The organism is Staphylococcus sp. HMSC06C11 (assembly GCF_001808345.1).
In the GTDB taxonomy this organism is placed as follows: Bacteria; Bacillota; Bacilli; order Staphylococcales; family Staphylococcaceae; genus Staphylococcus; species Staphylococcus capitis.
The window spans coordinates 208,847-223,469 of record NZ_KV793047.1 but is presented as its reverse complement, the minus strand read 5'-3'; the positions used below and the strand labels follow the sequence as shown (position 1 = coordinate 223,469).

Below are 14,623 nucleotides of genomic sequence, written 5' to 3'. Positions count from 1 at the left end.
TATAAAGTATTTTCCCTTTTTTAAGATATGGTTTTAAGATATACTTATTAAGAATAAATAAAAGTATTACTATAGGAGGAAAGAGGTTTATGTTAAATAAAGTTTGGTTTAGAACCGGCATATTTATTATCATGCTGTTCATACTCATCAAACTATTTATGGAAGTACATGAAGTATTTACACCTATTGCGACGATTATCGGCTCTGTATTCCTTCCATTCCTAATCAGTGGTTTTCTATTTTACATATGTTTACCTTTTCAAAATATTTTGGAAAGATGGGGATTTCCACGTTGGGCTAGTATTTTAACGATATTTATCGGGTTAATTGCAATTATAGCAATTGTGGTATCATTTATCGCACCGATTATTATTTCGAATATTAATAATTTAATTAAACAGACACCAGCGTTACAAAAAGAAGCTGAACATATTATTAATTTCTCTTTAAAACAAATGGACAAATTACCTGATGATGTGACTCATCGTATTAATAAGGCTGTTAGATCTGTAGGTGATGGCGCAACATCAGTTTTATCTAACTCAGTCACTTACATTACATCATTCATTTCAACAGTTTTCTTATTAATCATGGTACCTTTCTTCTTAATTTATATGTTGAAAGATCATGAGAAATTTATTCCAGCTATAGGGAAATTTTTTAAAGGTGAACGAAAAGTATTCATCGTAGATTTATTAAAAGATTTAAACTTCACTTTAAAATCATATATTCAAGGTCAAGTAACAGTCAGTGTGATTCTAGGTATTATTCTTTACATTGGTTATACAATCATAGGATTACCATACACTCCATTACTTGTATTATTTGCAGGTGTGGCAAATTTAATTCCTTTCCTAGGTCCATGGCTCTCATTTACACCCGCGGCTATTCTTGGCATCATTGAAGGCCCAACAACATTTATATGGGTTTGTGTTGTTACATTAATAGCACAACAACTTGAAGGAAACGTAATTACTCCTAATGTTATGGGTAAATCATTAAGTATTCACCCACTTACAATTATTGTTGTTATCTTAGCTGCAGGAGATTTAGGTGGATTTACATTAATTCTAATAGCTGTTCCATTATATGCAGTAATTAAAACATTAGTTAGCAACATCTTTAAATATCGTCAAAGAATTATTGATAAAGCTAACAGTGACGTTAAAGATATTAAATAAACAGTTTCAACATCGCTTACTTTTTTCGAGTAAGTGATGTTTTTTTATTGAAAACGTCTAAACCCACTAATGCAATATCACTAACACTTCAATCTAACAACGGCATACTTAATGTATCGTTAATAAGCAATATTAAAAAGCGATTGAGTCAATTACTCAACCGCTTCAAATATTATGCATTGTTATTTAATTGCGTGGAATCCACTGTCAACATGGATATTTTCACCAGTTACACCGCTTGATAAATCACTTAATAAGTAAGCTGCTGTTTTACCTACTTCTTCCTGATCAACGTTTCGTTTTAATGGTGCACGTTCTTCAATCTCTTTAAGGATTGTATTGAAGCCACCTACACCCTTCGCGCTTAGAGTACGAATTGGTCCTGCAGAAATAGCATTCACACGAATATTATCTTCACCTAAATCAAGCGCTAAATATTTAACATTTGCTTCTAAGCTTGCTTTAGCAACACCCATGACGTTGTAGTTTTGAACAGCAAACTCACCACCAAGATAAGTTGTTGCAACGATACTTCCACCTTCTGGCATAAGCTTTTTAGCTTCATGCGCAACGATTGTTAAAGAATAAGAACTAATATCTTGTGCAAGTAAGAAGCCGTCACGTGAAGTTTCATTGAAGCGTCCTCTTAAGTCTTCCATATTAGCAAACGCAATTGAATGATAAACGCCGTCAATATTTCCTACTTCTTCGCCTATTTTAGCGAAACCGTTAATAACATCTTCATCACTTTGTACGTCAATTTGATATAAATAATGTTCAGATTGATTTAATTGTTCTAATAATTTTTCTAATTCTTTACGGCTGCGATCTTTACGATATGTAAATACTAACTTTGCACCTAATTTGTCTAATACCTTAGCTACACCAAATCCGATACTACGTTTGTTTGCAATACCCATGATGACATATGTTTTGTTCTCTAAATTTAACATTACAGTATAACTCCTTAATAAAAAATCAATTCTTTTTTCAACGGTTATAAAATTGTTTCTTAAATAACCCATCTACCATAATTAGTTTAACACTTTTAGTACCTGATAATAAAGTATTTTAGACCTTGATTAATGTTTAGACAATGCTGTTTATTCTTTGATAAAACAATCATAAAAATATTGAAAATCGAGAAGTTTGTAACTCAAGTTCTACACTCCTAATAACGCAATAAATTATCGAAACTGGATTAATAATAATTAAGCCTACAATTGGATTGGTTTAAAATCCAATTATAGGCGTTAATACTAATGTTTGTTTTCTAACTTCCACCTTAAAGATATTTAAAGCTGTAGTTTTAATAATAGAATTCTAATTCTTGTTTAAGTTCATCGACATATTCTTTCGAACCAGTCACAATAAGACGATCTTTATAACGTAGTTGTGTATCACCATGAGGTACTAATGATTCATTATTACGTACTATTCGTACGAATATGATGTCGCCTCCAAACGGGAAATTACGCAGTTGTATATTTTCATAATGATGATTTAACATTTGAATTTCGTAAAGAGATGTTTCTACATTGCTTAAAAGGTTTAGCATATTTGGAGTTTCTATCAAACCTTTTAGTAAAATTTTATTACTTAGATAATTACTAAACACCTCAATACCTTGCGCTTTAATTTTCGCGTCTTCATTAGAGCTTTCTAATCTACAAATCACACGGTCGACACCGTATTTCTTTGCCATTAATGCTACATTCCTATTAATTTCATCATCATTAGTTGCGCATACTACGATGTCTTTTTCGAATAAACCTAAACGAGCTAATAAATTCTCTTCATAATCGGCAATTTCTACCATTGTAATTTCGTCAGATAATTTTCTGCTATCACTTAAATCCTTACGGTAATATAACGAAATATTATACAACTGTGATGTTAAATTTTGAGCAATCGGAATAGTTAACTGATTCTTACCAATTAAACTCACTTCAATTCGACGATTAACCTCATTGGGTATTGGGAACAACTTTTTAAAAACGATAGGCACAAATACACAAGTAATGACCGCACTTAAAATTAATATACCTGAGGTCTCAGCTGAAATCGTTTTAAGTTGTTCTGCGATTTTCGCAGCCGCTATGACTAAAGATAAAGTTGAAGTTAATAAAAATGCTGAAGCAATCGTCGTTTTAGTATCAAACCAACGTTTTATAAATAAAACTGGGATAAGCTTTGACACTACAAAAGCTATGATGAGCACTGGAATAATTAAGAGCAGAGATGGTTCTTTAATTAAAGATGGTATATTGAGATCTACACCCACCATAATAAAGAATATTGGAATAAAGAATCCATATCCAAATGAATCTAATTTTTCCACCATTTCTTCATCGGGATTTAATAATGAGACAACAACACCGGCTAGGAATGCACCTAAAATATACTCTGCACCTACACCTTCAGCAAGTGCTACTAATAAAATTATTAATGCAAAAACTGCACGAATCCCAATTTGAGTTGTGCCATCCATTAACTTTTGTAAAAATGACATGCGTTTAAATACGCCACCGAGTATGTAGAAAATAATTGTAAATACTATGAGTATGCCAGTTAACCATATCGTACTGCCTCCATGGCCATTAATAGCGCCATAAACAGTTAATAAAAGCATCGTTACAAGATCAGCTAAAACTGCAACTAAAAGTATAAATTGACCTATTGTTGTACGCATGATATTCATTTCTTTAAGTGTTGGTACGACAACGCCTAAAGAAATAGTTGATATAATGATGACCATTAATAATACATCATCTACTAAACCTAACCATTTAAAAGCGTAAGCCAAGATGATAGAAATCAACATGATAAAACCAAATACAGTTAAAGCTAAATTTAAATGACTTGGTAAATTCTTTTCTTGTTTATTCTTTCCTTGTCTAGAACGTGAATCTTTTTTAAATGCTTTAAAATCAATTTCCAATCCACTTAAAAACATTAAAAATATAAAGCCTAAAGTAGATAATATGTTTAGTACAGAATCTCTTTCCACAATATTAAGGAAAGAATGACCTATGACAATACCCATTAAGATTTCTGCCACTACCACAGGCAGAAAATTAATGTTAAGTCGGTTAACGATAATAGGAGTTAAAAATGCAGCAACAACTACGATAACTAATGATAAAAACTCCATGCGACCTCCTAAGTTAAATATGACATAAATGATGTTGCTAAACCGAAGTAAATTAACATACTTACAATATCATTTATAGTAGTAATGAAAGGACCACTTGCAACTGCTGGGTCTATTTTAAATTTATTCATGATTAATGGAATCATAGAGCCAACTAATGTTCCGACAGTCATTGCACATGTAAGGCTGCCTCCAACTATTAGTGCTAATAAAGGTTGTCTATATATAACTACAATAATTAAGAATAGTACCACTGAACAAACTAAACCAGATAAAAATCCACTTCCAGCTTCTCTTAAAGCTATTTTAAATTTACTTTGTTCATTAATTTCACCAGTAGAAATATTACGTACTGAAACAGCTAAGGATTGAGTACCTGAATTACCAGACATACCACTAATAATTGGAATAAACGCAGCTAATAAAGCGACTTGAGATAATGTATCTTCAAAACTTCCTAAAATAGTAGCAGTAATCATTCCTAAGAAAGTTAAGACAATTAGCCAAGGAAGTCGTTTACTGGCTGTTTTGATAACTGAATCACTTGTAGAGTCAATATCAGATACACCGGCTAAACGAGAGTAGTCTTCACTTGCCTCTTCATCCATTACGTCTAAAATATCATCAATAGTAATGATACCTAATAGGTGGTTCTGATAATCAACAACTGGCACTGCAATAAAATCATAATCTCTTATGACCTGAGCAACATCTTCTTGGTCATCAGCCACATTCACACTAATGACACGTTCGCTCATCACATCTTCGATATAAGAATCATTTTCAGCAGTTATCAAATCTCTTAAAGAGAAAACTCCTACCAGTTGTCCCGCTTCATTAACAGCGAAAATAACATAAATCGTTTCAGCATCAGGTGCTTGTTCTTTTACATGCATTAATGCTTCTTTCACTGGTGTTGTGGATTTTAATGCGATATATTCCGTTGTCATGATACCGCCAGCTGTATCTTCTTCGTAATGTAATAAAGCTTTTATTTCATTAGCTTCATCTTTATCCATTAATGTTAGTAAGCTAGCGACTTTAGATTTTGATAATTTATTTAAAATATCAACTGAGTTATCATAAGACATTTCCTCTAATACATGACTTGCATAATTGGCATTAATTTTATCGAAAAGTTCTTCGTAATCTTCGTCATCAATATCTAATTGATCAAAGAAATTAGCAACTTCTTTAGGTGATAAGAATTCAAATATTTTTTGTCTATTATTATCATCCGTGTCTTCAAAGTATTCACTTTGATCGTAATTATGCATTGCTAAAAATTCATCTCTAAATTGGTCGATGTCATTTCCATCTAATAATCTATTTAATAATTCTTCATCATATACGTCTTCGCGCACTTTATCTTTAATCTCTGTGTCGTTAGACAATATTCACACCTCCAAAGCATATTTATTATAGCACGTTAAATAATTGAATTAATTGTTTGTAATCAACATTTATTGTGATTTTATTATGTTTTATGGGATGAACGAACTTAAGTGAACAACATTGTAAACTTTGCCCCTTTACTAGAGGATGTATGCCACCATATAAATCATCCCCTACTATAGGGTGACCCATAAATTGGAAATGAACTCTGATTTGATGGGTTCGCCCTGTATGAAGTTTCACTTTACATAAACTCAAGTTATTATTTTGAGCGATAGTGTAATAACTAGTCTTAGCATATTTTCCTTTGTCAGAGACTTTTCTTGTAATAATACTTTCGTTGTCTCTAGCAATTGGTGCTTCTATAACACCTTCAGATTGAGTACGACCATAAGCTAAACATATATATTCTTTTTCAAATTTCACCTTTGAAAATAAATGATGAATGTGTCCAAACTTGGCAAATAAGACGAGCCCTGATGTATTACGATCTAATCTAGTGACAATGTGCGGATTTGTCTGCTCATCTTTATTCATCAAATAAGCTAATACTTGCTCTACTAAACTCTCATGAGGATGTTCCCTTGAAGGTGCACAATTTTGTAATTGAGGTTTATTAACTATAAGTATAAATTCATCTTCGTATACGATATCTAAAGGTTTTGGATAAGGTAACAAATTTGAACTCGGTGTTTCAATTGGCATATGAACTTCAAAGTGATCTCCGATAGCCATCTCTTTTCTAACTGTTACAGAACGTCCATTTACAGATAAAGCGCCATTATGTTTAATGGCGCTAATCGTCTTTTTAGAGTAATCATTTCTTTGTAAGAAAGATTTAACAGTTTCTGATTTCTCGATAACATATTTGAAAATCATCTTTCATCATCACTTGATATGAATGAATCATGAACTCTTTTCCAAAAAGGAAATGGTCGAAATCTAGCAAACCTTACTTTTTCATTTGCTACTCTAAATTGAATGGCATTTACATTTTTATGTTTAATACTTACGTGATCAATAGTTGTCCTAATCGTGTCATGATTAACAGGCGTAATTAAACAAGTATGATGTTTAGGTAGAACTAAAGGAGATCCTACTGTTCTAAACACCCTATTATTAATAGAAGCTATTTCAGCAATTTGCATTGCTTCTAATGATGGATGTATAAGCGCTCCACCTAAGGCTTTATTGTAAGCAGTTGAACCGGACGGTGTTGATATACATAATCCATCTCCCCTAAATCGCTCAAAATGTTTACCACGTATATTAACGTCCACAACTAATGTTGAACCATTTTCTGTTTTCATTGTAGCTTCATTTAAAGCAAGATATCGTGTTTCATATCCATTGTCGTTATACCTCACAATTAGTTCTAATAATGGATATTCTATCACTTGAAATTCAGTATTATTTATTTCAATAATCAACTTCTCAACTTCATGAGGTAACCAGTCTGCATAAAAACCTAAATGACCGGTGTGAATCCCTACAAAGGCGACTTTTGATAACATATGACTATATTGATGAAATGCCTGTAGTAACGTTCCATCACCACCAACAGATATGACAATTTCAGGATTTTCACTATCCTCTACCATTTGAAAATCCTTCATATGATTAATCATTTTATGCTTTAATGCATTCGATTTCGAATCACCTTTAGTTAGGATTGTATAACGCATCATCTACACCTCATTAGTCATTTTCATGTTTCTTCGCACGTTTCTGAGTATAATACTTCTGTGCCTCTTGAATTTCATCTTTTATTTCAGACATTTCTTCATCTAATAAATATGCTGCTTCAGCTGCTCTTTCCAAACGATGTTGTATTTCATCAGGATAGTCTCCATCGTATTTATAACGAAGAGTATGTTCTATTGTAGCCCAGAAATTCATAGCTAATGTTCTTATTTGAATCTCAGCTAGAATATGTTTTTGTCCGTTTAATGTTTCAATAGGATATTTAATAATTACATGATAGGAACGATAGCCACTTTCTTTAGTATTACGGATATAATCTCGTTCTTCTACGACTTTGAAGTCTCTTCGTTGCCTTAATATATTAACAACAATATCAATATCATCCACGAACTGGCACATCATTCTTAATCCAGCAATGTCATACATTTCTTCATGTAAGCGGTCGAACGGAATACCTCTTTTATTTGCCTTATCGATAACACTTGATATAGGTTTAACTCTTCCTGTAACAAACTCGATAGGTGACGTGTGTTCACCTACTTCATATTGCTTACGCAAACCTTTAAGTTTTACCTTTAATTCATCTACCGCTTGTTTATAAGGTGTTAAAAATTGATCCCACTGGTTCATTTTGTTTCACTCCGCTTCACTCTAGTTCGAAAGTTTTTTCAACAGCTGAAACAAACTCCTTACCATAGTTATTATTTCCTTCAATATTTTCTAATATGTAATCTAGTTCTTCTTGGAAATGTTTCAATTCTAAATCGTTATTGATGATAATCTTCTTATCTCTATTTTCATGTAACAGTGACCATGTCTCTTGCACAAAGATTAGATAAGAATACGATTCACCGTCATCTAATAGATATGCGAATCCATAATTATCACTATCAACAAGCATTTGTCCAACTTCCTCTAGACCATCTGTTGGGTCCTCTGAGAAGCAATAAATGCCATCATCTTTAACTTTAATTTCATTTATATAAATACGCATGCCTGTCTTCCTCCTTATTCCATACTAGTTTAACATAATATACGCTTACAAAACACGCCACAACTTGCATTGAAATCTTAGATTAAATTACAGATTTTCATTTTCTTTCAAGTAATTTATATATTCCGAAGTCTACATACGTTATAAGTTAATTTTCAGAGTTAAAACGACCTCACAAAATTTTTCACAAACTTAAATGTGCTATTAAATTACTTTAATTTATAGAAGAAATTCGTCATAATTGTAAATGCTTTAAATATGAACAAAAGTAAATGATTGAGGTGTTTACAATGGCAACAAATAATGAAATTGAGTTCAAACAAATCTTAACCAAAGATTTGTACGATAAAATTTTTAACACTTATTTTAAAAATGAAAAACCATTTAGCCAAACTAATTATTATATTGATACTATAGATTTTAAACTTAAAGATCATCGTTCAGCATTACGTATCAGAGTTAAAGATAATACATATGAAATGACTTTGAAGGTACCTGCTGAAGTTGGATTAATGGAGTATAACCACGCAACTGATATTAAACCAAAGATGAATGATTCAATATCAAACTCCAAACTACCAGATGATATAAGAAATATTATTGAAGAACAATTTAATGTTTTAGACGAAGAATTAGTTATTTTAGGGGATTTAACAACATATAGAATAGAAACTCAATATCAAAACGAATTACTTGTATTAGATAAAAGTGAATACCTAAATAAAGTTGACTACGAACTAGAATATGAAGTTGGTTCGTACGATGAAGGTTATGAAAAGTTTAAACAATTACTTCAGGAATTCGATATAAAACATAAAAAACCTTTAAACAAAGTACAAAGATTCTTTGAAGAAAAGAAAAAAGCAAGTGATAAATAGCAATATGTTCAGAAAAGGCAAATTACTTTCAAATGTAAAAATTCATGTTATATTAGATATATATTAATGGAACACGGTGATATTATGTCTAAAACACCTTATGAGTTAGTAGGTCAAGACGCTCTGTATCAAATGATTGACTATTTCTATTATCTAGTCGAAAGAGACAATCGTATTAATTATTTATTTCCAGGGGACTTTAATGAAACAAGCCGAAAGCAGAAACAGTTTTTAACTCAATTTCTTGGCGGCCCTGACTTATATACTCAAGAACATGGATACCCCATGTTAAAAAGAAGACATATGGAATTTACAATTACTGAATATGAGCGAGATGCATGGTTAGAAAATATGTATACTGCGATTCAATATGCAAATTTCCCTGCAGGTGTTGGTGAGTATTTATTTGAAAGATTACGCTTAACTGCAAACCACATGGTAAATTCCGAAAAATAATTGTAGGTGAAAATACATGGCTGAAGAATTAAGAATATTGGATAACAAGAGTCGTGAAGATGCTAATCTATCACCTGTAAGTAAAATAGAAATTTATTCTTTTTTTGATCCTTTTAGCAAAGAATGTTTTAAGCTATCAGCTATATTATCAAAATTAAGAATTGAATATAATCAATATATCCGAGTAAGACACATTTTAAACCCTTCCTTGAAAGTTTTAACTAAGTGTCAGGCTCAAAGTACATCGGATTTCGATAACATTGCTCTGGCATATAAAGCAGCTGAATTACAAGGACGTTTGAGGGCTGAAAGATTTATTCATTTAATGCAAAATGAAATCATACCTAAACGCGATATCATTACCGAAGATATGATTTGCGATTGTATTAATAATGCAGGTATTGATTATCAAGTATTTAAGGAAGATTTACAGAAGAGCAAGCTTACTGATAGCCTAAAGGTAGATCTCCATATTGCTAGAGAAATGGACATTGAGCAAGCGCCCTCTCTTGTTTTCTTTAGTGAAGACGTCCAAGAAGAAGGTTTAAAAGTTGAAGGTCTATACCCATATCATATCTATACTTACATCATAAACGAATTAATGGGAAAACCTATTGAGAAGAATCTTCCACCTAAATTAGAAGTGTACATTCAAAAGAAACAATTAGTAACGATGGAAGAACTTTTAACCATTTACGAGTGGCCAGAAAAGTTACTTAATAAAGAATTAAAAAAACTTTCCTTACAACAAAAAGTTGAGAAATTACAATATCCAGAAGGCGATTTTTGGAAATCAAAAATGCCTTAATAATTTAATGCAAAAAGACGGCTAGTAAAATAAAACTAGCCGTCTTTTAGTATTTATATTGAAAATCATCTTATACTCTTTTATGTATAGGAACTGTATAATTTACACAACAGAAAATAGTATTTTAAAATTAAATATAAAAAAACGCCGTGTCTGATTACACGACGCTAAACAAAGGGGATGGGAGAAATTTTTCACTTCAAACAAAGGGGTATGTTTGTTATGTGATTAATTTCATGTTCATAATATAACACGGTGCATACCCCTTTTCAACCTTTGTTTAATTATATACATAAATTGTCACAATCTGTTCAAATTGAAAGCGAATACACTCGTACTAAGCTTTCATAAGTTTTTCAAATGCATCTAATTTTTGTTCAAATACTTCACACGCTTCTTCAATAGGTTTAGGTGTAGTCATATCTACGCCTGCATTTTTTAGAATTTCTATTGGATAGTTTGAGCTACCTTTTTTCAAGAATTCATTAATATATCTTTCTACAGCTGGTTTACCTTCTGATAAAATTTGATGACTTAAACTTTGTGCTGCACTATAACCTGTAGCGTATTGATATACATAATAATTCATATAGAAGTGTGGTATACGTGACCATTCTTTACTAATATCTTCATCTGTTTCAACAGCATCTCCGAAGTATTGCTTATTAAGCTTCGCATACTCTTCATTCATTCGGTTAGGTGTTAATGGTTCGCCCGCCTCTTCGATTTGGTGAATTTTATGTTCAAATTCAGCGAACATAGTTTGACGGAATAAAGTAGCTCTAAAGCGTTCTAATTCTTGATTTAACAATAACAATCGACGCTGGTCGTCTAAATGTTTATCCATATAGTCACTTAAAAGCGCTTCGTTACATGTAGATGCGACTTCTGCAACGAATATCGTATAATCACTTAAGTTTGAAGGTTGATTTTGACGACTGAAATAACTATGAGCTGAATGACCAAACTCATGTACTAAAGTGTATAAATCAGAAACAGTATCTGACCAATTTAATAAAATGAAAGGATTTGTAAGATGCGCTCCTGAAGAATAACCTCCAGAGCGTTTACCTTTATTTTCATAGACGTCAACCCATCGATTGTCTAAACCTTCTTTAACAACGTTTAAATATTCTTCGCCCATTGGTTCTAGTGCTTTTAACATCCACGATTTAGCTTCTTCGTATGGCATATCAAATTTCACATCTTTAACTAGAGGTGTGTAGAGATCATACATTTTTAAATCTTCAATACCTAATAACTCTTTTCTTAATTTAGTGTATCTGTGAAGTAATGGAAGATACTTATGCACTGTTTTGACTAAATTATCATATACAGCCTCTGGGATATGATTGTTACTTAAAGCACGCTCACGAGCTGAATTATAATGATGAGTTCGAGCATTAAATACATTTTTCTTCACTTCTCCTGCTAGCGTTGCACCTAGTGTATTGTTATGTGAACCGTAAGCTTTATATACATTTCTAAATGCTGATTCTCTTAATTTACGATCATCAGACTCTAAATATTTTATAAAAGTACCTTGCGTTAACGGATGTGCTTCCCCATCTTTATCAATGGCGTCCTCAAATTCTAAGTCTGCGTTACTAAACATTCCATAAACATTTGAAGGTGTAGATAAAGCATCTTGTGCTTCTGTTAATAGTTTCTCTGTGTCTGCATCTAAAATGTGTGGACGTTTCTCGTTAATTAATTTTAAGTCGAACTCATATTGTTTTAATTTATCAAATGAGGAAACAAATTGTTCAATAGTAGATTGATCTAACTGTAAAATTTCAGGCACTAAAAAGCTCCATGCAGAACTGTATTTAATTAATAATTGATGTGCACGCGCTTCTAGACCAGTATATTTATCATTAGCAGTATCTTGGTCTTGCTTCAAATGAGCATAGACATAGACTTTTTCAAGTTTAGTTCCTAATTCATCTTCAAGTGCTAAGGCATTATATAAAGTTTCAGCACTATCACCTAAATGTCCTTTGAATTGTTCTTCCTTACCTAACTCATTCTCTACTTCCTTGAACGCCTCCTCAAAAGCCTCGTCGTTTTCGAAAATCGTCGTTAAGTCCCATGTATACTCAGGATATTTACGTTCCTGCTCTTCTCTTGTTAATTGTTGACTCATAAAGTAAACCTCCTTGATTATATCAATAATATAATTTTCTCATTTTAGGATTGGTTTTGCACGCTTAAACATCTGTTATAATACATTTTCTCGAAGTCATTTAACAAATCTTTTAATATAGTCAACTTATGATACTTATGGTATGCGAAATATCTGAATTTAATGATAGACATTAATAAGTCACAACTTTGATGTCTGTCATATTTACGTCTTAATAATAGATAATTGAGTTGCCATTCAACTGGGTGTGTTTCAATATATATTTGATTTGGAAATATAAAACCTGTATTTATACATACTTCATTATCATTCATTTGTAGCTGATATATTGCACTTAGAGTTGGTTCAAGAACCGAATTTTTCCTTCTACACTGTAGAATATAATTATTGATTGTTCTTTTAGATAATTTATAGATTTGTGCTTGTTCTGATTGATATGTATTGAAAAGTTGTTTAATTTTTATGGTATGTTTTTTGCAAATAAATTTTTTCCAGCGATATTTTGAAGGTGCGTGTAAACTATGAGTCTTGATTTTGTGAAGTCCCAGGTTATTAGGGTACGATGAATAGGATTAATAAAAGTAGTTTGAAATTGTGTAAGTTCAATAAAATCCCCTCTTTTTTTCACATCATTGATTATCCAATAAACCTTTAAGCCTATACTTTTTAAACCAAGGGTTCTTTCAATTATTTCAGTCGTACTAATTGTGGAACACTGAATTTCGATGGCGTGTCTTTGGTTAATCACTAAATCAGGATATTGCTTGATACATTTAAAAAAGGGTTCAATATCAACATCATAATTTATTGCTTCAAATTTTTGTGCTAATAGCATTTTTAATTGGTAATGATTATACGTTTCAGCTTTATAACAAAGTCTAGTACTTTTAACTTTATGTGCAAAATGAGGTATAACTTTAACTCCATGTCGTAATATAACTTCCCCTAGACAATAAGGACACCGATATATTTGATTTCTCTTCGCATTTTTCGCTAAAACTCGCTCATTCATTCTATTCATTGCTATTAACATTTCATCACCTCATATATAACAACGAGGAGAACAAAATTTTTACTTTAAAAATTTATAAAAAAAACAAGGCACCTTAATTTGGTACCTTGTGAGATAAATCGTGTTATTCTTCTGAGTCTGTAAAATATCTACGAACTTGAGAAGTAACATTATGACTCATGATAATTTTGGCATAGTCATTTAAGTATACTTCCGTTTTATCTGTTGGATAAGCAAACTCTAATAATTGACTATAGCTATCATTAATAGTTTCTTGGCTTACAGAGTCATCAAAATGAACTGAATAATAGTAGTGATTATCAATCATATATAATAAATCTTCATATTCAGTAGTATTTTGGTTATTATGATATGCATAATTAATAACATGTTCTAAATCATCAAATTTAACAATTACAGTTCTTACGTTAGCACGTTTATGAGTTCGTTGATTATTTGCCTGTTGTTCAGCTTTTTTCTGTTGTTGACGTTGCTCAAATAATTCTTCTAAATTATCTTCACCATCTAAGGTTTGTGCTAATAATTCATTCACTTGATCATCAAATTGATCATTTGTATCTTCATCTGACATGTTCATTGCGTCTTCATTTTTAGATTTAGAGATGGTCACTTCCACGCCTTTTTCAAAAGCATGTACTTGAATCCATAATGGACCTTCTACCACGAAATCTTCTTCTTCGTTAATTTCATCCATCATTGACCAGAAGAATTCTTCACCGCGTTTACGGTTAGTCCATAAGTCTTCACGATTAAATCCTCGTGCTTCAATGTCGCTATATGTTATAAACAATTTAACTGTTGTGTCATCAACGCGTTCTATTCTCATATCATCTCACTCCTTACAGTCGATGAATAGTAACCATATTGTATTAGA

General features: G+C 31.6%; 15 protein-coding genes. 4 read left to right on the top strand and 11 right to left on the bottom strand.

Annotated features, from left to right (window positions below; all coding sequences use genetic code 11):
* Positions 1-89 precede the first annotated feature (89 nt).
* The gene (cozEa, locus tag HMPREF3154_RS09485) at positions 90-1,181 is read left to right on the top strand and encodes a lipoteichoic acid biosynthesis protein CozEa (protein WP_002433349.1); all 1,092 of its coding nucleotides are present in this window, start codon (positions 90-92) and stop codon (positions 1,179-1,181) included.
* Between the two features lie 182 nt (positions 1,182-1,363).
* On the opposite strand, the gene fabI is transcribed toward cozEa, so the two are convergent.
* The 7 genes from fabI to HMPREF3154_RS09450 form a co-directional block, all read right to left on the bottom strand.
* A complete protein-coding gene (gene fabI / locus HMPREF3154_RS09480; RefSeq protein ID WP_002433356.1) occupies positions 1,364-2,134 on the bottom strand; it encodes an enoyl-ACP reductase FabI in 771 nt (256 codons plus the stop codon).
* Between the two features lie 356 nt (positions 2,135-2,490).
* Positions 2,491-4,335: a monovalent cation:proton antiporter family protein gene (locus HMPREF3154_RS09475; protein ID WP_049307386.1), complete on the bottom strand. Its 1,845-nt coding sequence runs from the start codon at positions 4,333-4,335 to the stop codon at positions 2,491-2,493.
* An 8-nt stretch (positions 4,336-4,343) separates the two neighbouring features.
* Positions 4,344-5,729, bottom strand: a complete 1,386-nt coding sequence (mgtE, locus tag HMPREF3154_RS09470; RefSeq protein WP_070474695.1) for a magnesium transporter — start codon at positions 5,727-5,729, stop codon at positions 4,344-4,346.
* A 25-nt stretch (positions 5,730-5,754) separates the two neighbouring features.
* The gene (locus tag HMPREF3154_RS09465) at positions 5,755-6,609 is read right to left on the bottom strand and encodes an RluA family pseudouridine synthase (protein ID WP_023350580.1); all 855 of its coding nucleotides are present in this window, start codon (positions 6,607-6,609) and stop codon (positions 5,755-5,757) included.
* Positions 6,606-7,415 (bottom strand): NAD kinase, encoded by an 810-nt coding sequence (locus HMPREF3154_RS09460; RefSeq protein WP_030065108.1) that lies wholly within the window; start codon positions 7,413-7,415, stop codon positions 6,606-6,608. The genes HMPREF3154_RS09465 and HMPREF3154_RS09460 overlap by 4 nt, the downstream gene beginning before the upstream one ends.
* Before the next feature lie 13 nt (positions 7,416-7,428).
* The gene (locus tag HMPREF3154_RS09455) at positions 7,429-8,064 is read right to left on the bottom strand and encodes a GTP diphosphokinase (RefSeq protein ID WP_002433078.1); all 636 of its coding nucleotides are present in this window, start codon (positions 8,062-8,064) and stop codon (positions 7,429-7,431) included.
* Positions 8,065-8,080: 16 nt separating this feature from the next.
* Positions 8,081-8,428 (bottom strand): UPF0738 family protein, encoded by a 348-nt coding sequence (locus tag HMPREF3154_RS09450; protein ID WP_002433336.1) that lies wholly within the window; start codon positions 8,426-8,428, stop codon positions 8,081-8,083.
* Positions 8,429-8,718: 290 nt separating this feature from the next.
* Between HMPREF3154_RS09450 and HMPREF3154_RS09445 the strand changes: the two genes are divergently transcribed.
* From HMPREF3154_RS09445 to yjbH, 3 genes are all read left to right on the top strand, one after another.
* Positions 8,719-9,306 (top strand): CYTH domain-containing protein, encoded by a 588-nt coding sequence (locus tag HMPREF3154_RS09445; protein WP_023350582.1) that lies wholly within the window; start codon positions 8,719-8,721, stop codon positions 9,304-9,306.
* A gap of 84 nt (positions 9,307-9,390) precedes the next feature.
* Complete coding sequence (locus tag HMPREF3154_RS09440) at positions 9,391-9,762, top strand: truncated hemoglobin YjbI (RefSeq protein ID WP_070474717.1); 372 nt, start codon at positions 9,391-9,393, stop codon at positions 9,760-9,762.
* A 16-nt stretch (positions 9,763-9,778) separates the two neighbouring features.
* Positions 9,779-10,570: a protease adaptor protein YjbH gene (gene yjbH, locus HMPREF3154_RS09435; protein ID WP_002433191.1), complete on the top strand. Its 792-nt coding sequence runs from the start codon at positions 9,779-9,781 to the stop codon at positions 10,568-10,570.
* Between the two features lie 337 nt (positions 10,571-10,907).
* Here yjbH and pepF read toward each other — a convergent pair whose 3' ends face one another.
* The 4 genes from pepF to mecA form a co-directional block, all read right to left on the bottom strand.
* A complete protein-coding gene (gene pepF / locus HMPREF3154_RS09430) occupies positions 10,908-12,716 on the bottom strand; it encodes an oligoendopeptidase F (RefSeq protein WP_023350584.1) in 1,809 nt (602 codons plus the stop codon).
* Positions 12,717-12,760: 44 nt separating this feature from the next.
* Positions 12,761-13,030 carry a hypothetical protein gene (locus HMPREF3154_RS11700; RefSeq protein ID WP_256275677.1) on the bottom strand — a complete coding sequence of 90 codons (270 nt, stop codon included), beginning with the start codon at positions 13,028-13,030 and terminating at the stop codon, positions 12,761-12,763.
* A gap of 146 nt (positions 13,031-13,176) precedes the next feature.
* Positions 13,177-13,737 (bottom strand): competence protein CoiA, encoded by a 561-nt coding sequence (locus HMPREF3154_RS11695; protein ID WP_256275676.1) that lies wholly within the window; start codon positions 13,735-13,737, stop codon positions 13,177-13,179.
* Between the two features lie 115 nt (positions 13,738-13,852).
* Positions 13,853-14,575: an adaptor protein MecA gene (gene mecA, locus HMPREF3154_RS09420; protein ID WP_002433124.1), complete on the bottom strand. Its 723-nt coding sequence runs from the start codon at positions 14,573-14,575 to the stop codon at positions 13,853-13,855.
* Positions 14,576-14,623: the final 48 nt, after the last annotated feature.

Coding starts and splice junctions, on each gene's coding strand:
- cozEa (WP_002433349.1), top strand. CDS start 90: ATGTTAAATAAAGTTTGGTTTAGAACCGGCATATTTATTATCATGCTG.
- fabI (WP_002433356.1), bottom strand. CDS start 2,134: ATGTTAAATTTAGAGAACAAAACATATGTCATCATGGGTATTGCAAAC.
- HMPREF3154_RS09475 (WP_049307386.1), bottom strand. CDS start 4,335: ATGGAGTTTTTATCATTAGTTATCGTAGTTGTTGCTGCATTTTTAACT.
- HMPREF3154_RS09465 (WP_023350580.1), bottom strand. CDS start 6,609: ATGATTTTCAAATATGTTATCGAGAAATCAGAAACTGTTAAATCTTTC.
- HMPREF3154_RS09460 (WP_030065108.1), bottom strand. CDS start 7,415: ATGCGTTATACAATCCTAACTAAAGGTGATTCGAAATCGAATGCATTA.
- HMPREF3154_RS09455 (WP_002433078.1), bottom strand. CDS start 8,064: ATGAACCAGTGGGATCAATTTTTAACACCTTATAAACAAGCGGTAGAT.
- HMPREF3154_RS09450 (WP_002433336.1), bottom strand. CDS start 8,428: ATGCGTATTTATATAAATGAAATTAAAGTTAAAGATGATGGCATTTAT.
- HMPREF3154_RS09445 (WP_023350582.1), top strand. CDS start 8,719: ATGGCAACAAATAATGAAATTGAGTTCAAACAAATCTTAACCAAAGAT.
- HMPREF3154_RS09440 (WP_070474717.1), top strand. CDS start 9,391: ATGTCTAAAACACCTTATGAGTTAGTAGGTCAAGACGCTCTGTATCAA.
- yjbH (WP_002433191.1), top strand. CDS start 9,779: ATGGCTGAAGAATTAAGAATATTGGATAACAAGAGTCGTGAAGATGCT.
- pepF (WP_023350584.1), bottom strand. CDS start 12,716: ATGAGTCAACAATTAACAAGAGAAGAGCAGGAACGTAAATATCCTGAG.
- HMPREF3154_RS11700 (WP_256275677.1), bottom strand. CDS start 13,030: ATGAATGATAATGAAGTATGTATAAATACAGGTTTTATATTTCCAAAT.
- HMPREF3154_RS11695 (WP_256275676.1), bottom strand. CDS start 13,737: ATGAATAGAATGAATGAGCGAGTTTTAGCGAAAAATGCGAAGAGAAAT.
- mecA (WP_002433124.1), bottom strand. CDS start 14,575: ATGAGAATAGAACGCGTTGATGACACAACAGTTAAATTGTTTATAACA.